Origin of the sequence: Marinomonas ostreistagni, from assembly GCF_016461785.1 — a bacterium.
Lineage (GTDB): Bacteria > Pseudomonadota > Gammaproteobacteria > Pseudomonadales > Marinomonadaceae > Marinomonas > Marinomonas ostreistagni_A.
This window is the reverse complement of the sequence record NZ_JAEMUH010000004.1, coordinates 220,875-242,797: the sequence shown is the minus strand read 5'-3', so window position 1 is coordinate 242,797 and position 21,923 is coordinate 220,875. Positions and strand designations below refer to the sequence as shown.

Annotated in this window: 19 protein-coding genes; 13 read left to right on the top strand and 6 right to left on the bottom strand. The window is 43.2% G+C overall.

The annotated features are described in order from the left end of the window. Positions 1–22: 22 nt before the first annotated feature. A complete protein-coding gene (gene fabV, locus JHD44_RS05555; RefSeq protein WP_199461773.1) occupies positions 23–1,225 on the bottom strand; it encodes an enoyl-ACP reductase FabV in 1,203 nt (400 codons plus the stop codon). A 143-nt stretch (positions 1,226–1,368) separates the two neighbouring features. Between fabV and JHD44_RS05550 the strand changes: the two genes are divergently transcribed. Continuing rightward, on the top strand, positions 1,369–2,604 hold the full coding sequence (locus tag JHD44_RS05550; protein ID WP_199461772.1) for a glycosyltransferase family 4 protein: 1,236 nt from the start codon (positions 1,369–1,371) through the stop codon (positions 2,602–2,604). 5 nt (positions 2,605–2,609) lie between these two features. On the opposite strand, the gene JHD44_RS05545 is transcribed toward JHD44_RS05550, so the two are convergent. Next, positions 2,610–2,825, bottom strand: coding sequence for a DUF1289 domain-containing protein (locus JHD44_RS05545; protein WP_199461771.1), 216 nt, complete (start codon positions 2,823–2,825; stop codon positions 2,610–2,612). Between the two features lie 98 nt (positions 2,826–2,923). Then, positions 2,924–3,640, bottom strand: coding sequence for a YebC/PmpR family DNA-binding transcriptional regulator (locus JHD44_RS05540; protein WP_133564088.1), 717 nt, complete (start codon positions 3,638–3,640; stop codon positions 2,924–2,926). A 247-nt stretch (positions 3,641–3,887) separates the two neighbouring features. On the opposite strand from JHD44_RS05540, the gene JHD44_RS05535 reads away from it, so the two are divergent. From JHD44_RS05535 to JHD44_RS05500, 8 genes are all read left to right on the top strand, one after another. Continuing rightward, on the top strand, positions 3,888–5,660 hold the full coding sequence (locus tag JHD44_RS05535; protein WP_199461770.1) for a SulP family inorganic anion transporter: 1,773 nt from the start codon (positions 3,888–3,890) through the stop codon (positions 5,658–5,660). A gap of 139 nt (positions 5,661–5,799) precedes the next feature. Next, positions 5,800–7,197: an ATP-binding protein gene (locus JHD44_RS05530; RefSeq protein ID WP_233401769.1), complete on the top strand. Its 1,398-nt coding sequence runs from the start codon at positions 5,800–5,802 to the stop codon at positions 7,195–7,197. 16 nt (positions 7,198–7,213) lie between these two features. Then, the gene (locus JHD44_RS05525; protein ID WP_055461375.1) at positions 7,214–7,891 is read left to right on the top strand and encodes a response regulator; all 678 of its coding nucleotides are present in this window, start codon (positions 7,214–7,216) and stop codon (positions 7,889–7,891) included. A gap of 45 nt (positions 7,892–7,936) precedes the next feature. Then, entirely contained in the window at positions 7,937–8,887 is a 951-nt protein-coding gene (locus tag JHD44_RS05520) for an AEC family transporter (protein ID WP_199461768.1), read from the top strand. 90 nt (positions 8,888–8,977) lie between these two features. Continuing rightward, positions 8,978–9,853: a hypothetical protein gene (locus JHD44_RS05515; RefSeq protein ID WP_199461767.1), complete on the top strand. Its 876-nt coding sequence runs from the start codon at positions 8,978–8,980 to the stop codon at positions 9,851–9,853. A 13-nt stretch (positions 9,854–9,866) separates the two neighbouring features. Continuing rightward, entirely contained in the window at positions 9,867–10,406 is a 540-nt protein-coding gene (gene fldB / locus JHD44_RS05510) for a flavodoxin FldB (protein ID WP_199461766.1), read from the top strand. A gap of 218 nt (positions 10,407–10,624) precedes the next feature. Next, on the top strand, positions 10,625–10,939 hold the full coding sequence (locus tag JHD44_RS05505) for a DUF3301 domain-containing protein (protein ID WP_199461765.1): 315 nt from the start codon (positions 10,625–10,627) through the stop codon (positions 10,937–10,939). Between the two features lie 155 nt (positions 10,940–11,094). Next, positions 11,095–12,981, top strand: coding sequence for a methyl-accepting chemotaxis protein (locus JHD44_RS05500; RefSeq protein ID WP_199461764.1), 1,887 nt, complete (start codon positions 11,095–11,097; stop codon positions 12,979–12,981). A 66-nt stretch (positions 12,982–13,047) separates the two neighbouring features. Here the strand turns inward: JHD44_RS05500 and gltX are convergent, their stop codons facing one another. Then, positions 13,048–14,529, bottom strand: coding sequence for a glutamate--tRNA ligase (gene gltX / locus JHD44_RS05495; protein WP_199461763.1), 1,482 nt, complete (start codon positions 14,527–14,529; stop codon positions 13,048–13,050). A gap of 527 nt (positions 14,530–15,056) precedes the next feature. On the opposite strand from gltX, the gene JHD44_RS05490 reads away from it, so the two are divergent. Continuing rightward, entirely contained in the window at positions 15,057–16,034 is a 978-nt protein-coding gene (locus JHD44_RS05490; protein WP_199461762.1) for a methyl-accepting chemotaxis protein, read from the top strand. 1 nt (position 16,035) lies between these two features. Next, complete coding sequence (locus tag JHD44_RS05485) at positions 16,036–16,857, top strand: hypothetical protein (RefSeq protein WP_199461761.1); 822 nt, start codon at positions 16,036–16,038, stop codon at positions 16,855–16,857. On the opposite strand, the gene JHD44_RS19065 is transcribed toward JHD44_RS05485, so the two are convergent. Continuing rightward, entirely contained in the window at positions 16,847–17,629 is a 783-nt protein-coding gene (locus JHD44_RS19065) for a 5'-3' exonuclease H3TH domain-containing protein (RefSeq protein WP_199461760.1), read from the bottom strand. The genes JHD44_RS05485 and JHD44_RS19065 overlap by 11 nt on opposite strands. A gap of 109 nt (positions 17,630–17,738) precedes the next feature. On the opposite strand from JHD44_RS19065, the gene JHD44_RS05475 reads away from it, so the two are divergent. Then, positions 17,739–18,995 (top strand): hypothetical protein, encoded by a 1,257-nt coding sequence (locus JHD44_RS05475; RefSeq protein ID WP_199461759.1) that lies wholly within the window; start codon positions 17,739–17,741, stop codon positions 18,993–18,995. Positions 18,996–19,198: 203 nt separating this feature from the next. After that, the gene (locus JHD44_RS05470; protein ID WP_199461758.1) at positions 19,199–20,515 is read left to right on the top strand and encodes a TolC family outer membrane protein; all 1,317 of its coding nucleotides are present in this window, start codon (positions 19,199–19,201) and stop codon (positions 20,513–20,515) included. Between the two features lie 83 nt (positions 20,516–20,598). Here JHD44_RS05470 and JHD44_RS05465 read toward each other — a convergent pair whose 3' ends face one another. Continuing rightward, positions 20,599–21,900, bottom strand: a complete 1,302-nt coding sequence (locus JHD44_RS05465) for a M18 family aminopeptidase (RefSeq protein WP_199461757.1) — start codon at positions 21,898–21,900, stop codon at positions 20,599–20,601. Between the last annotated feature and the right edge of the window lie 23 nt (positions 21,901–21,923).

Here is a 21,923-nt window from a genome sequence, read left to right as displayed (position 1 = left end):
TATCGTCATGTTAACGAATGTCTTAAAGTGTAATTACATCAAACTCAACTTGAGGATCAACCTCAGCTTCATAATCCACACCTTCAACACCGAAACCAAACAACTTCAAGAACTCATCTTTGTAAAGTTGGTAATCTGTTTCAGCAAATAGGTTTTCGTCTGTGACTTGTGGCCAAAGGTCACGACAAGCCTGCTGCACGTCTTCGCGAAGCTCCCAGTCATCTAGACGAAGACGATTGCTATCATCTACCAACTCAGCTGGGTTATTGTCGTTGTATAAGCGTTCAGCAAACATACGGTAAATTTGATCCATACAGCCTTCGTGAAGACCTTTTTCACGCATCACTTTAAATACCATAGATAGGTAAAGCGGCATCACTGGGATCGCAGAAGAAGCCTGTGTCACAACTGATTTAAGTACCGCTACGTTCGCACCACCACCCTGCTTAGCAAGATCAGCATTGATTGCTTGAGAAGCGCGGTCTAAATCTTCTTTTGCCTTACCTAGGGCACCGTGCCAGTAGATTGGCCAAGTGATGTCGGAACCAATGTAAGAGTAAGCAACCGTACGTGCACCCTCAGCAAGAACACCCGCCTCAGAAAGCGCAGACATCCAAAGTTCCCAATCTTCGCCACCCATTACCGTAACCGTTTGCGCAACTTCTTCTTCCGTCGCAGGCTCAATTTCTGCGTCGATGATGACATCGCGGTTAGTATCGATGGCAGTTGAGCGGTATGGTTCGCCGATTGGCTTAAGCACTGAACGAATCACTTCACCAGACTCAGGCAGTTTACGAACAGGTGATGCTAGTGAGTAGACCACTAGGTCGATCTCACCAAGATCTTCTTTAATTAGCTCGATAACTTTATCACGCGCTTCATTTGAGAATGCATCGCCGTTAATGCTCTTCGCATATAAGCCTGCCTCGTGCGCCGCTTTGTCAAATGCCGCAGCGTTGTACCAACCCGCTGTGCCAGGCTTTTTCTCAGTAGCAGGCTTCTCGAAAAATACACCTATAGTTGCTGCGCCTGAGCCAAACGCCGCAGCAATACGAGATGAAAGGCCGTAACCACTTGATGAACCAATCACCAATACTTTTTTAGGGCCATTTTTGATTTCGCCGTTGGCTTTCGTTTTAGCAATTTGATCTAAAACGTTTTTCTCACAACCTGTTGGGTGAGTCGTCGTACAAATAAATCCACGAATTTTCGGCTTAATGATCATAGTTAAGTCTCAACGTCATGTTTCCATAGCATGTTGCTGCGTCCAATGACTGTGCAGCAACACAAAGTTGGCGCACATGATACAATACCTAGCAAAACTTGTCCCTTTTCTTTATTTCTAGATAGATCAATCACTCAGCCTCTATGAAAATTTTAATCATTGGTTATGTTTGGCCTGAGCCGAACTCTTCTGCTGCAGGCAGCCGCATGATGCAACTCATCAAAACCTTTTGCCAGCAGAACTGGAAGGTTGAATTTGCCTCCCCAGCGCAAACAACAGACCACATGGAAGACCTTTCCCAATATGGCATCAGCACCACCAATATCAAACTTAACAATGATAGTTTTAATGACTATCTCGAAGCTTACAATCCAGATATGGTAATGTTTGATCGCTTTATGATGGAGGAGCAATTTGGGTGGCGTGTTGAGAAATTTGCTCCGAAAGCCTTACGCGTTTTAAATACGGAAGACCTGCATTCTCTAAGGGATGCACGCCATACCGCAATCAAACAAGGTCGCCCTTTCACTCAGTCAGACATGTACAGCGATCTTGGTATTCGAGAAATAGCAGCCATCTATCGAAGCGATCTGACATTGATGGTTTCTGAATACGAGACAGAACTTTTAAAGCAAGAGTTTAACGTTCCTGAAACGCACGTTATGCACCTGCCATTTATGCTGGATACGCAAACCCTCCGAGCTGCTCCCTTCGAACAACGACAAGATTTTGTTTTTATTGGCAACTTCCGTCATGCCCCTAATTGGGATGCCGTGCTTCAGTTAAAGCAAGTTTTTTGGCCCAAGATCCGCAAACAATTGCCTGATGCAAAACTGAATATTTACGGTGCCTACCCGCCACCAAAGGCAACTCAGCTCCATAATGAAAAAGAAGGGTTCCTAGTAAAAGGCTGGGCTGAAGATGCCTTGGCTGTGATTGAAAGCGCTCGCATTATGTTAAGCCCTATTCGCTTTGGCGCAGGCATCAAAGGAAAGCTGGCAGAAGCAATGCAAGTCGGCACACCTAGCATTACTAAGTCTGTTGGAGCAGAAGCCATGCATGGAAACCTACCATGGAATGGCATTATTACCGATGATGATGAAGAGTTTGTTAATGCATCTGTCAGTCTTTATCAGGACCAACAAAGCTTTGAATTAATGCAGAAAAATGGCCACGCTATTATCAAACAGCGATACGAAAAAGATGAATGGATAGACAAGCTGGTAACTCGCTTAAGCATTCAACAACAGCTTAAAGAGCAGTTAAGAAACAATTTCTTTTTAGGGAAGTTAGTGCGCCACCATTCTATGAAAAGTACTCAATATATGTCTCAGTGGATTACCCTTAAAAACAAACAGGCTAATACTGAGACAGAATAATAAGGCTAACTTACAAACCCACTATCGCTTTCACGCTGGCGGACTTTTTCCATGACTGCCAGTTGCTCTTTATAGGTCATACGCCCCCAGTAACTGATTTCTCGTCCAGTACGGTAACAACCAATACACAGGTCGTTCTCATCTAAGCTGCAGACATTAATACAAGGGGAGCGTACTGCCTTTTGTTTAGCTGACGCTTTCTGACGATTCGTATTTTTCATTGCTCTTCTCAGTAAACTCTAAATCTCTAAAATAAAAATCCCTCGTCATAAAGGATGAGTCAGATGACCACCACCTAAAACGAGGGATTTATAGAATTTTAGAATTCAGCGTTGTGGTATACGCGTTGAACGTCGTCTAGATCGTTCAGTAGATCAAGGAAGCGCTCGAATTGCTCAACATCTTCACCTGAAATTTCCGTTGTCATTTGTGGGATAAATTGAATTTCATCCACGTCAAAGTCCACTTCACCGAAAGCATCAATGATCGCTTGACGCGCTTTACCGTATTCTGTGTTTGGTGTGAACACAGAAACTTTGCCGTCTTCTGATTCAATATCAGACACATCAACATCAGCCTCTAACAATGCTTCCATCACCGCATCTTCATCTTCTGAAGCGAAGACAAAAATAGCAGAATGGTCAAACATGTGAGACACACTGCCTTGCGTGCCGATCTTGCTCTTAACTTTGTTGAAACAAGTACGAACATCACCAAAAGTACGGTTCGGGTTATCAGACAGACAGTCTACGATTACCATGGTGTTGCCTGGGCCAAAACCTTCGTAACGTGCAGTATCAAAGTCTTCACCACCACCACCTTTCGCTTTGTCGATGGCTTTTTCGATAACGTGCGTTGGTACTTGGTCCTTCTTAGCGCGTTCGATCATGCTACGTAGTGCTAGGTTACCCGCCGGGTCAATACCGCCAGATTTCGCACATACATAAATTTCACGTCCGTACTTACTGTAAACCTTGGCTTTTTGATCCGAGGTTTTCGCCATGGACTCTTTTCGGTTCTGAAAGGCTCTGCCCATTAGATATTCCTACTCTATTAAGTCGTTTAGAAAGCCGAAATTCTAACGCTTAGCGCTGCGATAGGAAACTCCCTAAGCAAGATTTCATTTTCAAAACAGCATACTTGAGACAAAATTCACTCAATCCCATTACAATAGCGACCATATTTTCGGACCAATTATATATTTCACCCCTAACGTGTTAATCTGCTTTTACTAAACGATCGTTTAATAAAAAGACATTATCAAGCAAAATGACTGGAGACCAATGATGTCACGAACTCTGCATAAATGGCTGCCTTGGGTTACCTTGATCAACAGCTCAAACGTAAAGGCAGACTTCATTGCAGGAATTACTTGTGCGTCTATGTCGATCCCGCAAGGGATCGCTTTTGCAGCCATTGCAGGACTGCCAGCCGAATACGGTTTTTACAGTGCGATGGTAGCCCCCATTATTGCCGTTTTATTTGGTTCTTCATGGCACATGGTATGTGGGCCAGCAACTGCTATTTCAGCACTCTTGTTTTCTTCTTTATCAGGTTTATACACACCTGGGTCAGCAGAATTTATTCAAGCTGCCTTGGCTATCACTTTTTTGGCCGGAGTCATTCAACTTGCACTGGGGCTTGCCAAACTGGGCAACCTCACAAACTTTGTTTCGCATGCTGTTATGGTAGGTTTTATTACAGGCGCGGCATTTCTCATCATGCTAAGCCAAGTACAACACGCTTTAACCGCCAACCTACCTAGGCCGGAAAATCTACTTAGTTTTTTTAACGCACTGCTTCATGTCGGCTCGCAAATGAACTTTTATTCATTGTCTATTTGCGCAGTAACCATTGTCTCAGCCATTCTTATTCGGCGTATTTCTGGCAAGCTACCTCACTATCTGATGGCATTAATTTTGGGGAGCATTTTTGGCTACTTAGTACAAGCTGATCTGCATAACGTACCTCTGGTTGGAGAGCTGCATGAAGCCATTCCGCCGTTTGCACTTATTGAGCTATCTGGCGACACACTTAGAGAGTTAGCACCCGGCGCAGTAGTACTTGCACTCATCGGACTGCTAGAAGCGGCCTCAATATCAAAAGCCATCGCGTTGAAAACCCAACAAGAAATCGATACCAACCGTGAGTTTGTTGGTCAAGGGATGTCCAATATGGTAGGCAGCTTATTTTCAAATTACATGAGTTCAGGCTCATTTACCCGCAGCGGTATTAATGTCGAAGCCGGAGCTCGCACGCCCCTAGCGATTATCTTCTCAAGCGTTATTTTGCTGCTGATCCTAAGTCTCATTGCCCCCTTATTTTCACATCTTCCGATCCCAGCTATGGCAGGCATTATTATTCTGGTCGGCTGGAGGCTAATCGAGTTCAAAGAGTTAATTCATTATGCAAAAACCAGTCGAGCTGAATTGAGCATAGCTCTGGTCACGTTATTCAGCACTATTGGCATCAGTTTGGAATTCGGCATTCTTGTAGGTGTTGGATTAAGTTTGGCATTGTTCTTAAACCAAACTGCAAAGCCTAATGTCAGATTGCTTGCCCCCATGACCACAGACGAAGGCCGTTATTTTCATAATATCATGCACTTCAACCTAGACACTTGCCCTCAGATCCATTTCATTCGCTTAGATGGACCGCTTTACTTCGGCTCCGTTGACTACATGAATAAGCAATTTCAATTGCTGGAAAGTGACTATCCGCACAAAGATCACTGGATTATCTTGTGTCGAGGATTGTCTGCTATTGACATGCAAGGAGCCCATTTTTTGAAGCAACTGGTTGATCAGCGAAAAGCGGCCGGAACTCAGGTGCATCTTGTTGTTCGCTATTTATGGCAGCTCGAACGCTTAGAGCGCTTTGGAGTACTAGAGAAAGTGGGAGCACGACACACCTACCCCGGTAAAGGGATTGCTATTAAGCAGATTGAAAGAGATATGGATTTATCCCAGTGTGCTCGATGTGAGTACTCTGTATTCGATGAATGTGTGCGACGGAAGAAAGAGGGCGAAGCAATGATTAAAAAAGAGAGCTATTAGTATATAAATATTAATAGTTGCTCCACATTATTTGCTGAGGTGATGAATAGTCAGGCGAACAATATCAATATAGTATATCTGAATGAATAGTTAATTATATTTGGATGAGCAAGCAGCTGCATAGGCGATTATGGTAAACATGAAAGGTTTTCAGATACGACACAAATTATTTTTAGTCTTTGTTCTTAGTAACATCTTACTAATTGTGTCTATGTGGCAAGTTTTTCAGTGGAGCTTTGACCGAGGCTTTGTCACCTATGCAACTGAGCGAGATCGTGATTTTTTGCAACAGATGGCAAACCGAACCGCTAACCTCTACATTTATTATGATGATTGGTATTTTCTAGTACAGGAAAGCCGTTTAGAAAAAGAGTGGCAACAAGCTAAGCTAGAAAACATTCGTGATCTAATTCCACCTCCAAGCACACCAAACTTGGACCTTATTTACCCTTCGCAATATTACCGACAGAGATTCTTATTATTTAATAAGGACAAGCAACCGTTAATCGGTGATATAAAGTTTGCTGATGCAGAAACTCATGCCGTGATAGTTGATGAACAGCTGGTTGGTTATGTTGGGTTGAGGTCTATGAGGGCTTTAGTTCAAGATCAAACCTTACGTTTTGTGCGCCAGCAAGGCGAAGCATTTCTGTTAATTTCAGCCTTCATGTTAACCATTGCTGCTTTATTAACATGGCCTTTAGCTCAATGGCTTAGCCGTCCGATTTGTACTGTTAGGCAAGCAACTAAGCGGCTGTCTGCAGGGGAATTCGAAACACGAATCAAGATCAAGGGAACAGACGAATTAGCAGACCTAGGGCGTGATTTTAACCATCTAGCGTCCACGCTTGAACACATGCGTGATGCACGAAAAAAATGGGTTGCTGATACCGCACATGAGCTGCGCACACCCGTAGCAATACTTCGCGGAGAAATTGAAGCAATGCAAGATGGCATCATCAAAGTTAATGACAACTCCTTAGCCTCTTTGCAACAAGAAGCTGTTCATATTGCTCGCTTAATTGACGACCTAAATCAGCTATCTATGCATGACATGGGCAGTTTAAATTACTGCATGGAAGATGCGAATCTAAACGAGATACTTGAACAGACTGTAAGCTCCATGCAACTTCCCTATGATGAAGCGGGTCTTGACCTAGAACTTGTAATTACCAAAAAAGCACCCATCATAATCAACGGTGATGATGATCGTTTACATCAGCTATTTGCAAACTTAATGAACAACACCCTTAAATATACTAATGCACCGGGTAAACTTACTGTTACATTAACTCGCGAAGGTAAAAAAGCGGTTGTTCTCTTAGAAGACACGCCTCCAGGCGTGAGTGATGAAGACATCCAACACATTTTCGAACAATTTTTCCGCGTGGAGAATTCACGCAATCGTGCAACCGGCGGACGTGGCCTTGGTCTAGCTATCTGCACGAATATTGTCGATGGACATCAAGGCTCGATTACCGCTTACCACTCTCCTAATGGTGGGTTGGGGATACGTGTAGAATTTCCTTTAAATTGATATGGAATCGATAACTATGAGTAAAGTACTGATTGTAGAAGACGAACCGAAATTGGCCGAGTTAATGGCTGCCTACCTAGAACAAGCGGGATATGAACATCACCATATTGATCGTGGTGACCAAGTAATTGACTATTTAAAAAACAATCAAGCTGACCTGATGCTACTTGACCTTATGCTTCCTGGCCTTGATGGTGTTGAAGTATGTAAACAAGTGCGTCAATTTAGCGGCATGCCAATCATCATGGTAACAGCGAAAGCAGAAGAGATCGACCGCCTAATTGGTCTGGAAATGGGCGCTGACGACTACGTTTGTAAGCCATTTAGCCCTCGCGAAATCGTTGCTCGCGTTAAAGCGAACCTGCGTCGTGTTGAGCTTGACCAAACAGAGGCACCAAAAACTGACGGCTTCGATTTAGATGCAGACCGCCTACGTGCAACATACAAAGGCGAGCTAATCGACCTAACCACAGTTGAATTCCAACTACTACAACTTTTGATCAAAGAGCCAGGTCGTGTATTTGGCCGTGACTTGATCATGAAGAGTATCTACACAGATAGCCGTGTCGTAAGTGACCGAACGATTGATAGCCACATCAAAAAACTACGTAAGAAAATCGCAGCTGTGGCACCTGAGCTTAACGTTATTCATTCTGTTTACGGTGCTGGCTACCGTTTCGAAAACAACGACTAAATAACGCGACAACTCAGTACACTCTTTAAAAATTAGGCAGGTGACATGGACGATTTCTTAGCAGTGGTGGAATTTTCTATTTCCATTACTGCCCCCATATTTTTGGTACTGATTGTTGGGGTCATACTGGAACGCATTGGTATGATCAACGACAACTTCGTTGAAGTAGCGTCAAAGCTCGTATTCAACGTTACCATGCCTGCCTTAATTTTTATTAGCATTACACAAAACAGTAAAGACCCAGGGGCACACCTCCCCCTTCTTATTTACGCTCTTATTGCCACTGTCATCGGGTATCTCATACTCGAGTGGATAGTCAGTAAAACCGTGCCACAAAAGAGTGACCGTGGCATTGTTGTACAAGGTGCTTTTCGTTCAAATATGGCGATCATTGGGCTGGCTTATTGTCTCAACGCCTATGGCGATGATGCTCTCGCCGTTGCCTCAATCTATATTGGTGGCGTTATGGTGCTCTACAATGTTTTAGCCGTCATAACGATTAATCGCTCAATGAACGCACAAAAGAGTGTGGCGGATTCTTTAAAAGCAATTGCCAAAAACCCACTGATCATAGCAATTGTTGTTTCCTATGCTGCTACCCAAGTGAACCTAACCCTGCCTGATGTCGTCACACAAGCCGGCAATTACTTTGCCAGAATGACATTACCACTTGCCTTATTATGTGCGGGAGCATCCTTACGCTTTAACGCCTTAAAAAACGATATCACTCCAGCAATGATTGCTACGGTTGGTAAACTTGCTTTCATGCCTTTTCTGATGACACTAGGTGGCTATATATGGGGGTTTAGAGGCATCGAACTGGGCATCTTATTTCTATTGTCTTCTTCCCCATCCGCATCAGCAGGATACATCATGGCGCGAGCAATGAACGGCAATGCAGTTCTAGCCGCAAACATTATTGTCCTAACCACTATATTTTCGCTATTAACTACCAGCCTTGGGGTTACATTGTTAAAAGCCTTCAATTTAATGTAAATTTTTCATTTTTTAAATGAGAAGCACTTGCATTTAATTGCAATTGGCATTTAAATAGTAATCATTCTCACGATGAACGGGTGATTACTCATGATCTTACAGGCCAAAGACTTATTTGAAGAGACAGGTTGCGTTAATGCAATCTACGCTTCTTACCTTGCTGGCCAGCAGAAACTTTTAAAGCCTCTGCAGGATCTGCACTTCATCCAACAACAATTACACGTTCTACAACCTGTTGTGATTCAAGAGCAAGTGAAGGCAGGTGTTTACATCACCTTTGACACAGCAACGACTCACCACAAATTGCAAGAAGCATCGCCAGTACAGATTTTACCTGTCTACGAAGATGCATTGGTTGATTGGGAAGTTACCCGCAAGACTTGTTTCAGCTGGACTCAAATTTATATCAGCTGGGATCAGCTAGCAGCGATAACGGGTGAAAAAGTTGAGCACGTTCAGAACTTTTTTCAGCGCCATGTCAGTAATAAAACAGGCGCTCCACTTAACCTGACTCTGACTCAAGCTCTGATCAATGATTTTAATCAGTTGATTCACCGCCAAGGTAAGCAACTGGTGCTAGTCGGCAAGCTGTATGATGTTGTGCTACAAACGGTCGAGCACATACAGATCCAACACCACATTAACCAATGTGATGATTGCCAAAAGAAACTGTTTACAGCGCAAAATCAGATTGAAGCAAACCATTATTCATCAAGCGAAGAAATGGCCAAATCTATCGGCTTAACTCAAACCGCTTTAGAAATCGGTTTCAATGCAATCACTGGTATGACAGTTGGCGAGTATCAAATTGAAGTCGCTTTCCGTAAAGCCATGGCACAACCTAGTTCAGGATTGTCGTTAGCAAATCGACTCACTGCTGACACTGGCTGGACAAAACAAGATATCGAAAAAGCCTGCCTTAAAAGGTTTGGTGTCATGAGCCACCAACTAGGCAGCATGCAGTAATTTTGAGGAAAATATGAGCAACACAAATATGATTGGCCTTTTTTACGGTACAGACACATCTAATACCGAAATGGTGGGCCAAAAAATTCAACAACAATTTGCTGAGCTGGATCAAGCTGTTGAATTACATGACATCAAGGACTCTGATATCAGCACACTATTAGAATACGATTTTTTGATTCTTGGTATCCCAACTTGGGACTTTGGTGGCATCCAAAGTGATTGGGAAGAAGTTGGTGATGCCTTATCTGAATTAGACCTTAGCGGCAAAGTGATTGCGCTTTATGGGCTAGGTGACCAATTCGGATACGGTGACTATTTCGTGGACGCTATGGGATGGTTACATGAAAAACTCATGAATACAGGCGCAACCTTTATCGGCCAATGGTCAACTGAAGGCTACGACTTTGAGGCTTCTCGTGGAGCGAACGCTGACAAAACGGAATTTGTAGGCCTAGCTGTCGATGAAGACCAACAATTTGACCTAACTGATCAAAGGGTAGAACAGTGGGTTATACAACTTTATGCAGAGCAGGCACTGGCAGCCGCCTAAGGTTAGATAGACTGGCTCACGATTTTACGCACGACTCGTTTGGCTTCCACTCATTCGCTGCCCCGAATGACCAAATCAGTGTAAATAGTGATTAACCAAGGGTTAAATTTCTGCATAAAACGCGCTTCCCCTTTCTCTCTCCTGCTTTTGGGGAAGCGTGTTTTCTTTTTTCTCTCATTTTTGTAATCTTGCAATAAATACATCACGATTATTGCTGAATGAACATTTCTCTTTTTGATATTTTCTTGATCTTCATTTCACTTGCGGTCGCCTACTTCGTTTGGCTTCATTTAAAGGTCCGAGAACACACCCTCAGATGCGTAAGAGCTCAATGCAAGAAACTGGACTTACAGCTACTCGACGGCGCAATTCATGGCATCTACTGGCGACCTACTTACACACATGGACAATTTAAAGTTATCAGACACTATAACTTCTACTTTACCTCGACTGGAGAAGGCCGCTACCAAGGCAAAATAGAAATGCTAGGCATGCAACAAATGAGTACGTATTTCGACCCTCACCCGCTTTAAATTGTATTATTTATATACAAAGCATATAAAAACATCACATAAACCTGCTTTTTTTCTATTTACAAAAGCCACATAAGGTTAAATACTCTAATTACGAAAATGATACTAAAGTATTAAGAACAATTATAAATACAATGCAACCTTAGGTGGACACAATGCTGGCAAATTTAAGTTTTAGAGCCAAATTATCGATATTACTTGCCTGTGGCTTGTTGGGCTTCGTAGTGGTCACATTTGTGGCACTGAACGGAATGAGTGCCCAAACCGCGGCATCTGAACGATTTGAAGTGATGACCAAAGTTCAAAATGACCTTTCTTCTTTGGTTATTGCCAATATGGAGCTTTATCAACAGTTAGACAGACTTGATGATCAAACCTACCCTTCGTTCCTCGAAACACTTAGCTCAAACGAATCAAGGTTCTCTGCAATCATTGAGCAAGATGCTCAAGCCGTTAATGAAACAGAAACCGTCGCAGCTCTGACCAATATCGGTGAACTGCTTAAACAATATTCAGTGTCCCTCGCTGAGCTTGTAAAGCTCAATCAGACACTTGGCTTCACGGCCAATTCTGGTATGAAAGGTGACATTAATGTACTGGGTGAAGATGTAATTGAAAAAGTTTCATTCTTAAGCTTGGTAAAACAGGAGTTCTTACCAGTACGTGAAGCTGAAAAGAACTTCATGTTTGAGCCGACTGAAGAAAATAAAGCTCAATTTGAAGAACGCTACAATAACTTCTACCAGAGAGTGGTGAACTTTGGCTTAGAAGATCGCTTTGGAGATGTCGTTAAAGCTTACTACGATAAGGTTCAAGAGTACGGCATCCTCATTTCAAACTTATATTCACTGCAAACTACATTCGATGAGTTACGAACTCAATACAACAACGCTACCAATGAAGCACAAGACTTGCTGAAGAAAGCAGTGGTTAATGCTCGAGTACAAGCAGCCTCTCAATCTCAACAAGCAAGCATCAGCGTTATTGTGGTAAGTGTGATTGTTGCTGTCATTGCCGGCATGATGATGATGGGAATTGGCCGCAGCGTGAATAAAACATTAAGCCAAATCATACGTGACCTTGGTAAAGTTAAGAGCGGTGATTTGACGGCTAGACTTGCGATTAATCACAAACGAAATGATGAGTTCGACTCTCTTTGTGGTTCAGTCAATGAAATGACAACTGGCCTTAGTTCCGTAATTGGGGATGTTGTTCACACAACTGGCGACGTCAGTAACATGGTGAGTCAACTCAACAGTGCCGTCGGAAATATTGCTGAAAGCAACCGATCAGTCAGTGAGCAGACCAACTCACTTGCAGCAGCGACAGAAGAGATTTCCACAACAATTAGCAGCATTTCCCATACGACTGATGAGTTGAGTCAGCAGTCTAAAGACACTTATGAGTCTGCAAAATTAGGTGCTGAAACCATCAAAGGAGCCCTTTCAAACCTAGGCCAAACCATTGAGGTCGTAAACCAAACTGGACGCCAATTGAACGAGCTTGGACAATTATCAAAAGACATCGACAACGTCATCGCCATGATTAACGATTTGGCCAATCAAACGAACCTTTTGGCTTTAAACGCAGCAATAGAAGCCGCGCGTGCAGGTGAAGCAGGACGCGGGTTTTCGGTTGTAGCAGATGAAGTACGTTCACTGGCTGAAAAAACTGTGGACGCAACTGCGAAGATCACTGATATCGTTGGCACGATTCAAACATCTACGCAAACGGCGATCACGACTATGACAAGTGGACAGGAAAACCTTCGTTCCATTGAGGAATTCAGTGAAAAAGCAGAATTAGCAATTCGCGAAATTGAGCAAAATGCACAAACCAGTTCTTTGTCTTCTGCGAACATGGCACACTCTATTCAAGAAGTTGCCAAAACAGCTGTTCACATGAGTGAAGAGATGGACCGTATTGCGCAGCAATTACAACGTGATAGCTCAGATATTGGTAGTATTGAAGGTAATACCCGTCATATTCATGACCAAGTATCTGCACTTGAGAAGAAAACCAGCGTTTTCACAACCAAGTAATAAAACACAGCGTAAAAAAACCGGCCCATATGGCCGGTTTTTTATTAGAAGATAAAGCTAAGCGGATTACAGTTCAGCGAACTCTTTTTCCCAGCGCTTGGTTTCTTTCTTAGATGGACCGCCTACTGCGTTCACAGCATGACGTAGGCGAGCACGAGTCATATCAGGACCGAGAATAGTCATGGAGTCAAACACTGATACAGACGCTGTTGTACCCGCTACTGCGACAAATAATGGCGCGAAGAAATCTTTTGGCTTCACATCCATCGCTTGCGCAAGTGACTTCATTTCAGCAAAGATCTTATCTTTCTCCCAAGAACGCAGCGCTTCAAGCTTCCACAGAGCAAACTGCAATGCTTTGCGCAGTGTTTCTTCTTCCATCTTGATGTCAGCAAACGACTCTGCTGTTACATCCAATTGACCTTTGAAGAAGAAGCCAGCGACATCTGCTACATCAGAGAATGTATCGATTCGTGGAATGATTAATGGCAAAATAGCGTTCACGTATTCACTGTTCAAACCCCACTCAGCAAACTTCTGAGCAAAATCTGCAACCGATAGATCTTCACGAATCCAAACGCCGTTCAGCCATTTAAGCTTCTCAACATCAAATACTGGGCCACCCAATGAAACACGCTGGATATCAAAGTTTTCGATCATTTCAGACAAGGCGAACTTTTCACGCTCATCAGGCATTGACCAACCCATACGACCTAAGTAGTTGATGACCGCTTCAGGCAAGAAGCCCATGCGCTGGTAGTACAAAATCGATGTTGGGTTCTTACGCTTAGACAGCTTAGACTTGTCCGGGTTACGCAACAATGGCATGTGGCACAATGTTGGCATATCCCAACCAAAGTATTGGTACAGCAAAATATGCTTAGGCGCAGAGTTGATCCACTCTTCACCACGAATCACGTGGGTGATTTTCATTAGATGATCATCAACAACGTTTGCTAGGTGATAAGTAGGCAGACCATCTGCTTTTAGAAGCACTTGCTGGTCAATCTGAGCCCAATCGATCTCGATCGTGCCACGCAGCATATCTTGAACCACACAAGTACCTTCTTCTGGCACTTTCATACGGATAACGTATGGTACGCCAGCGTCAAGTTTTGCTTGAACTTCTTCCGCTGTAAGGTTTAGAGCACGGCCGTCATATTTCTGTGGTAAGCCTTGTTCTTTCTGCTCAGCACGCATTTGGTCTAGCTCTTCTGGCGTTTCAAACGCATAGAAAGCGTGGCCTTTTTCAACTAGCTCAAGAGCATAATCTTTATAAATATCGCCACGTTCGCTCTGACGGTAAGGGCCATGTGGGCCACCTACGTCTGGACCTTCAGCCCATTCGAGACCTAACCAACGCAGTGCATCAAGGATCATCTTCTCCGATTCAGGGGTACTGCGTGTTTGGTCAGTATCTTCGATACGTAGAATGAATTCACCGCCCATTTTCTTAGCAAAAGCCATGTTAAACAGTGCGATGTATGCAGTACCAACGTGAGGGTCGCCAGTTGGAGACGGCGCAATACGAGTTCTTACCTCAGACATATCCTATCTCATTAATCGGGTGAATATTGCGACATATTATATGCCTGTTAAGCATTATCGGTAAGGTCTATTCGTGAATCTTTTCCGTGCTAGCTTGCAATCAATGAGAATATTTTTATTTGCACCAAGATGTATCACTCTGTTGCTCTTTTTTAAAACACATTCTCGATACGACAGAATTCAAACAAGGTCTTGTATTTTATATCAATCATTCAATTAAATATTACTCATTGATATTTCTGTATAATTTCTTGCTTCATGCATAAAGTCCAGCCCCTTGTCATCACATGCATTTATGGCCTAAATGTTGCAATTTATTAGAAAAATCTAATAACAAAATTTGCCATCATAGTAGAAGGAAAAACAGGATGATATTCGCACCGGGGGCTCTTTTAATCTCAAGTCTTTCATATTATGGAAAAATGATCGTTTTTTTCAGTATTGGGGGCTTAACACTCATTTTAAACTACGGACCACTCTCTCAATGGCTTACCCCCATTGGGGTTTCCTTAATCGTGTATCTGAGCATGGCTCAGATAAGTCTTACACGAAAACGTCTCCAGCTTGTTATTGAGCCTATAAAAGAAGCTCAAAACATCCTTCTCTCTCGAAGTGATACGGAATTCAACGCTATTGCAGACTGTATAAATACCCTAAAACGAGCATTGGATAGCAAGGATGAATTACTTAAAAGCTGTGCCACAGAAGCCAGTTTTACAGCAAAGGAACTACTTAAGTCGTCGAATGAAGTGGCAGAAGGTGCGCAGAAAGAGTCCATGGCTTTAGATGAACTGGCGACAACCAGCGAAGAAATGAGCGTTACGATTGGCGAAATATCAAACCATTTAGATACTACGGCTCAAATGTCCTCTCAAACACTTGCTCGCTCTCAGAAAGGCAGCATCGCACTGTCGGACCTTGAACAAAAGATTTCTTCAATGAATCAAACCGTTTCTCTTAATCAAAACCAAATTGAGTCACTAAGCGAAGCGGCACAAAATATTTCTGAATTCGTTACTCGCATTGGCGATATAACCGAGCAGATTAATTTACTCTCACTCAATGCTGCGATTGAATCTGCCCGTGCTGGTGAGGCAGGTAGAGGCTTTGCTGTGGTAGCGAATGAGGTCCGCACTTTAGCCGCCAACACTGAAACGGTCACCAGCGATATTGCTCGTTTGGTCCACTCAATGACGGAGCAAGTCACGGTGTCTCATCGTAACAGCAACGAATTGATCAATCAGGCAGAACAAGCAAGCAGCTCTTTAATACAGTTCCAAACTCTGCTCGTTGACATAAAAGAAGCAGCAGAACAAACTCAGACAGACATGCACTCTTCTCAATCTACTATCCATGATTTCCAGTCCGCGAACGACGATTTATGCCGTCGTTTACAAGATATCGCTCAGGTAAGCGAAAAACAAACACAAAACAGCCAAAGCACCAAAGATATGGTGCGTTATTTAGAGTGGTTATCAACGCGCTTAGCGCCACAGGAGGTGTAACATGATCATTGTTATTAGCGCCATTGCTTTATGTGTTTTATTGTCTGGGTTGGCAACCTTACGCTATTACCTTAGCGATAAAAAAAGTCGCGCGATGACGGTAAAAGGGTTAGACGCTTTGCGTCAACTTCTTGAGATAATAAAGCTCATACAACAACACCGAGCACTCCATTCAGGGCTACTCAACGGGAACCAAGAGTTTAAACAAAAGATTCAATTGATTGAGGTAGACTTAAGCCACCGTTTTATAGCCCTTGAGCAGTTCCAAGCTACAAGCAACAATCCATTTCAAGTGGGTATAAAGTCCCTTAAAGCTCGTTGGCAACAAACGATGAGTCAACACTTTTCAAGTGCAGAAGAAAGCTTTAGAAGTCACTCAAGCATTATCAGCCGAGCGTTAGAAGGCCTTTTAGAAATTGCTGACAAATACAATCTAACGACCAATGCTGACCCAGATGTCAGAGAACTAGCCAACCAGATGGTCAAAACAGTACCAGAGCTGACTGAGTCTTTGGCACAAGTGAGGGGGTTATCAATACAAGTCGCTAGTAGGCATGAAATTAGTGCCGATAAAAAGCTTCAATTAATGTATACATTAACGCGAATTGAAGACAGGCTCGCTTCGCTACAGCAACACTTCCCTGCCTCCAGTCTCTCTCAATTAAAAGACTTCTTACACATCATCCGTAATGGGGCTGAAACCTCGAGTTTGAAAGAGCAGGATCCAGACTTTCTCTTTAAAGAATCAACTCAAGTGATTGATCAGCTATATGACTGTATATTGAAAGGTTATAAAACCATTAGCTCGAAGGTCAGTGGCTAGGCAAGGTTAATTGCGATAGCCGAATACCGATGTCTACGTCACATTTGAGTGTCACCAGTGAGCGGGCAAATTGGCAATGAGCCAATTGCCCTTCTAGCAGTTTTTGGAATTTTGCAGGGTATTCTGATAAGGAATCAAACACATTTTCTAAGCCACTTTTTCCTTCAAGAATCGTAACGGAAGACTTAGGACCAACTCCTTTAACTCCAGGAATATGATTAGTTGTATCTCCAACCAGAGCCCAATAATCGGGTAACAACTTTGGCTTAACACCATATTTTTGTACGACCCATTGCGGATCATAGCCTTGTTTTGCGAAATAGTCGTATTGCAGAATATTGGGGTATTGCAGTAATTGAGTATATCCCTTATCGGTCGAAACGATCATTGAGGGAATAGCATGTAAACTCGCTTTATACGCTAGCGTCGCTACAAGATCATCGGCTTCCCATCCAGTCAATCTAAGACATGGCCAACTATTAAAACGAAACACTTCAGCAAACTTTGGCATGGATTCAAGTAATAAGTCATCCATTGGAGGACGCCCTAACTTATATTCAGGGAACACCTCATGACGCCATGTTTTACTGGGCGAATCAAACACAATCGCCATATAAGCAGGAGTGAATTGAGCGACAAGCTTAGCCAAAGCATCGACACAAAGACTTTGTGTACGCTCAATGCGCCGCTGTTCATCTTGCTCATGTTCAAGCGCTGCATGTAAGCGTCTTATCAAGTTTAAGGCATCAATAAGTAAAAGCCCGTTTTGCACAACAACCTTCCATTTTGTGTTCTATTTATCTTTGACTATTCTACGTTATTCTCGTTTAGAAAGGAGCACTGGCAAGCTTCAAAGATATATTTCAAAAATAGGATAGCATATGGAAACTAAAACAATTTTAAGTAATACCACCATGACTGGCTTATTGCTCACTTCCGTTGCAGCCTTTGCAGCACCAGATGCCGTTGTCATTGATCAAAATGGAAGCCAAGTTACAGAGAGTCTATCAAAGGGAGAATCGTTAAGTTTTACGCCTCAAGAAGGAAGCATCCTCCCTATTGGTAAAAACTATTCTCCTTTTCAATTGCCAGACATCTATCATGGCACTCGTATCGGCTGGAGCGACCATTTAGGACAGAGTGTGAGAGTTGAGCACAAGAGTCGCGACCTATCTTTTGAAGGGACTTTGGAAGCTGTCAATGACCAATACTTCACTCTTAGCATCAAACGAGTCTCTGCCAGCTACCCACTAAATGATTTTTATCTAGTTCCTAAATTGGCCGCATCGAATCGTCGTACATCGCTTAACTATCAAGGAACTCTCACCTATCAAACCTCGGATATTCGCTGGCATCCTGAGTTGTCTATGATCATTGATGAGCAAGATGTGACGCTTATTCAGCAGGCCAGTATCCAAAACAGCGCCTCGCTGGATATCGCTCTTGATAGCGCATTGCTGCATTATAGTCAGCGTAATCCTGCCCTTAGACCCATGATGATGAAAAGTGCTGTCGCTGGGGACATGATGGCAGAGCGAAGTGCGCCGAGTACTGACTATCAAGACAGTGAAATCACCCTTGAGTTGACCGATATAACCCTACCGGCTGCATCAAAAACGTTGGTGGATTTGGGTAAACACTCAAGTCAAATCACTAAACGTAGTAATGTATCATCGGTTTATAGCTATCCTTCAGCGTCAAAGCTTCCGTTGAACTTTCAACAGCAGATACGCTTTGATAGTCCAAAAGATCTGATGCCTGGTACTTACCAAACCCTATGGCACAAAAAGCCTTACTATTTAAACGGCCAGCCTGTTGTTTTGAAAAGCATGCGCGAAGGTGCAGAAGTTGAAGTTATGCTAAATAAAAGCCTAGACTTAACCGGTGACTTGACGCTTGTTACAGAGTCTAAAGACGCTAAAGGTATTATGCAAACTTGGGAATTGAACCTAAAAAACTTATCTAAGCGCCCTCAGGATTATCAGATTAATCACCGTTTCTCTGCATCAATTCGCGAGCTGTCTTTGCGCTCCCTTGAACAAGTTAACGCGAACACCGTAGCACTCAATGGAGCCCTCGCCCCCAATGCCACATATAAAATTCGCTATACAGTTGAATTAGCCTCTTCTGGCTCATAACGAAGCAATTTATGCCTAAATGAGAACTTTCTTGCAGAGTTCTCATGGCTATATTGCATTATTTACACAATAGGCTCGAACGATTTTGCTAATGGGTATGATATTGTCAACAGTCATACAAGATATAACAAAAAACGCAGTATTCACTGTCTTTATCGTCAGGTAGTATAAATTTATTTCATATCGAGGCAAGAAAGGAACCTATGAAAAAGCACATTATCGCGTCGCTTATTACGGCAACGGTGGCACTACCTTCAGTGCATGCAGAGAGTCTCAGTGAAGTCTACGATTTAGCCAAAGCACATGACCCTAGTTTACGCGCTGCTAACGCTTCTTACCGAGCAGACAAAGAACAAGTTGAAGTAACTAGAGGTAACCTATATCCAAATATCAGTTTCAGTGGCAACCTTGGTTACACAAACACTGATCCAGAAAATGCTGATTCTTATGGAAATACTCAAAACCAGTTAGCATTAAACCTCGATTACCCTATCTATTCTCCTGCTTTAGATTACGGTGTTGATGCGGTTGAAATTACCTTCGCAAGTTCTGGTGTAGAGCTAGAGCAAGCAAAAGAGTTGCTTATTTATAATACCCTGAATGACTATTTTGCCGTTTTAACGGCTCAGGCAACTCTGGATACTACTCGCTCTCAGGTGAAAAGCTACGCAGGTCAATTAGACCGAGTGAAAAAGCAATACGAAGTAGGTTTAGTGTCTGTGACAGATCTACAAGATGCACAAGCAGCTTACGATTCTATTCTGGTAACTGAACTTGACGCAGAAGCACAACTAACAATTGCCATGGAATCGCTTTACCAACGAACTGGGCAGAGCATTCAAGACATTCCTCGCCTTTCTGAGTCATTTCCCATTAAGGTTGACCCAACGCTCAATGCCAATGATCTGATTCAGCGAGCGATGGCGGCTAACAAAAGCGTTCAACTTTTGGATTTAACCGTTGAGTCTGCTCAGAACAATATCGATATTCAAAAAGCAAGTGGTCGCGTGCCAACGGTTTCAATTACCGGCTCAATCGCTCGCACAGACAATAATTACTCTGTTGAAACATCGTCTCGACAAGATGGTGTAACCAATACTGCATCTATCGGTTTAGGCGTTTCAATTCCGCTTTACAGTGGCGGTGCGATCAGTGCCTCAGTTCGTCAAGCCGTTGCGAGCGCAGAATCTGCTACAGAAACTCGTGCCAGCTCAATTCAAGATATCGAATTGAGTATCCGAAGTGCCGTGTTGCAACTTAAAACACTTGCTGCCCAAGTTAAGGCACAACAGCAAGTTATTCGCTCTTCAGAAAGCGCATTAGAAGCGACACAAGCTGGTTATGATGTGGGCACACGTAATATCGTTGAACTGTTGGATGCTCAATCCACTTACTTCGATGCTAAGAATACCTACGAACAACTTCGTTACAGCTTCGTTTTACAGCAAATCACTCTAGACCAGCTAACTGGTGATCTTAGTGAAGAAGATATTGCTGAACTGAACCAATGGCTGATCTAATGCTTTCTAGCATTTAATAAAAAACAGCGCATCATGCGCTGTTTTTTTTTGCTCTAAGAGCTACCTAGTTTAGTTAACTTGCCTTAGGCGGTAATCAAATATTCCCGCTCAGTAAACGCCACTAGAATCTTGTATAAATTGAAGGCATCCACACTGCCAGCCAGTTCACGGATCGAATGCATACCAAACGTTGGTAAGCCAATATCCAATGTCGCCACACCAATCTCTCCCGACGTGATCGGACCAATGGTACTGCCACATGCCATATCGCTACGAACCACGAAGGTTTGTGCCGGAAGCCCTAAGCTATTAGCAATGTCTTTATAAATTGCTGCTGTTTCACTGTTGGTGGCATAGCGTTGGTTATTATTCACCTTAATCACTGCCCCTTGGTTGATCAAAGGTGCATGAAGTTGGTCATGCTTCGCTGCATAGTTCGGATGCAAGGCATGAGCATTGTCTGCTGAAATCAGCATAGAATGTTGTATCGTCTGAGTGTATTGCTCTGGCACCGGTGTTAAGCGGCGAAGTACATCTTCTAGGAATGGGCCATTTGCACCACAAGAAGATTGGCTGCCCACCTCTTCGTGATCTGTACAGATTAACAAAGTCGGGCGCGCTGGATCAGCATTTAGTAACGCTTGCATACCAACGTAGCAGCTCAGCAAATTATCCAAACGTGCAGCGCTGATATAATCCCCATGCAAACCAGTAATCGCCGCTTTTTGTACATCGTACAGACTCAGTTCAAAGCTCAAGACAGATTCCACTGTCACATCACTATTCTGACGAATAATTTGCTCTTTCAATAGCGCTTCAAGCTCAAAGGTATGCTCTGCACCACAAAGCACTGGCAAGATCTCTTCTTGCGGATTAACCTTAAAGCCTTCGGTATTGACTCCACGACTCAAATGAATGGCTAAATTGGGTACTAAGGCAATCGGATCTTTAAAGTCAATCAGGCGGCTCTTCAGCTCACCAGACTCCGTCTTAAACGTCACACGCCCAGCAATAGAAAGATCACGGTCAAGCCAAGTGTGAAGCAGCACACCGCCGTACACTTCCACTCCTAGCTGGTGATAGCCAAAACGTTCTACGTGAGCGTTAGGCTTCAGCTTCAAACATGGGCTGTCAGTATGGGCACCAATCATACGGAAGCCTTGGTGTGCAAAATCTAAAGTAGGTGTAGTAAACGCAATGATAGAAGAGTCATTACGAGTCACAAAATACTTGCCACCTTCACTAATCACCCACTCTTGCTGTTCATCAAGCTGCTCATAGCCTTCAGCCAGCAGATCCCGCTTCATTGTCGCAACGGCATGAAATGGTGTTGGGGAATCATCAAGAAATGACAACAAAGATTGATTAAAACTGGCTTGATTCATATTTTCCTACTAAGTCAATGAGA

Coding starts and splice junctions, on each gene's coding strand:
- fabV (WP_199461773.1), bottom strand. CDS start 1,225: ATGATCATTAAGCCGAAAATTCGTGGATTTATTTGTACGACGACTCAC.
- JHD44_RS05550 (WP_199461772.1), top strand. CDS start 1,369: ATGAAAATTTTAATCATTGGTTATGTTTGGCCTGAGCCGAACTCTTCT.
- JHD44_RS05545 (WP_199461771.1), bottom strand. CDS start 2,825: ATGAAAAATACGAATCGTCAGAAAGCGTCAGCTAAACAAAAGGCAGTA.
- JHD44_RS05540 (WP_133564088.1), bottom strand. CDS start 3,640: ATGGGCAGAGCCTTTCAGAACCGAAAAGAGTCCATGGCGAAAACCTCG.
- JHD44_RS05535 (WP_199461770.1), top strand. CDS start 3,888: ATGATGTCACGAACTCTGCATAAATGGCTGCCTTGGGTTACCTTGATC.
- JHD44_RS05530 (WP_233401769.1), top strand. CDS start 5,800: ATGAAAGGTTTTCAGATACGACACAAATTATTTTTAGTCTTTGTTCTT.
- JHD44_RS05525 (WP_055461375.1), top strand. CDS start 7,214: ATGAGTAAAGTACTGATTGTAGAAGACGAACCGAAATTGGCCGAGTTA.
- JHD44_RS05520 (WP_199461768.1), top strand. CDS start 7,937: ATGGACGATTTCTTAGCAGTGGTGGAATTTTCTATTTCCATTACTGCC.
- JHD44_RS05515 (WP_199461767.1), top strand. CDS start 8,978: ATGATCTTACAGGCCAAAGACTTATTTGAAGAGACAGGTTGCGTTAAT.
- fldB (WP_199461766.1), top strand. CDS start 9,867: ATGAGCAACACAAATATGATTGGCCTTTTTTACGGTACAGACACATCT.
- JHD44_RS05505 (WP_199461765.1), top strand. CDS start 10,625: ATGAACATTTCTCTTTTTGATATTTTCTTGATCTTCATTTCACTTGCG.
- JHD44_RS05500 (WP_199461764.1), top strand. CDS start 11,095: ATGCTGGCAAATTTAAGTTTTAGAGCCAAATTATCGATATTACTTGCC.
- gltX (WP_199461763.1), bottom strand. CDS start 14,529: ATGTCTGAGGTAAGAACTCGTATTGCGCCGTCTCCAACTGGCGACCCT.
- JHD44_RS05490 (WP_199461762.1), top strand. CDS start 15,057: ATGGCTCAGATAAGTCTTACACGAAAACGTCTCCAGCTTGTTATTGAG.
- JHD44_RS05485 (WP_199461761.1), top strand. CDS start 16,036: ATGATCATTGTTATTAGCGCCATTGCTTTATGTGTTTTATTGTCTGGG.
- JHD44_RS05475 (WP_199461759.1), top strand. CDS start 17,739: ATGGAAACTAAAACAATTTTAAGTAATACCACCATGACTGGCTTATTG.
- JHD44_RS05470 (WP_199461758.1), top strand. CDS start 19,199: ATGAAAAAGCACATTATCGCGTCGCTTATTACGGCAACGGTGGCACTA.
- JHD44_RS05465 (WP_199461757.1), bottom strand. CDS start 21,900: ATGAATCAAGCCAGTTTTAATCAATCTTTGTTGTCATTTCTTGATGAT.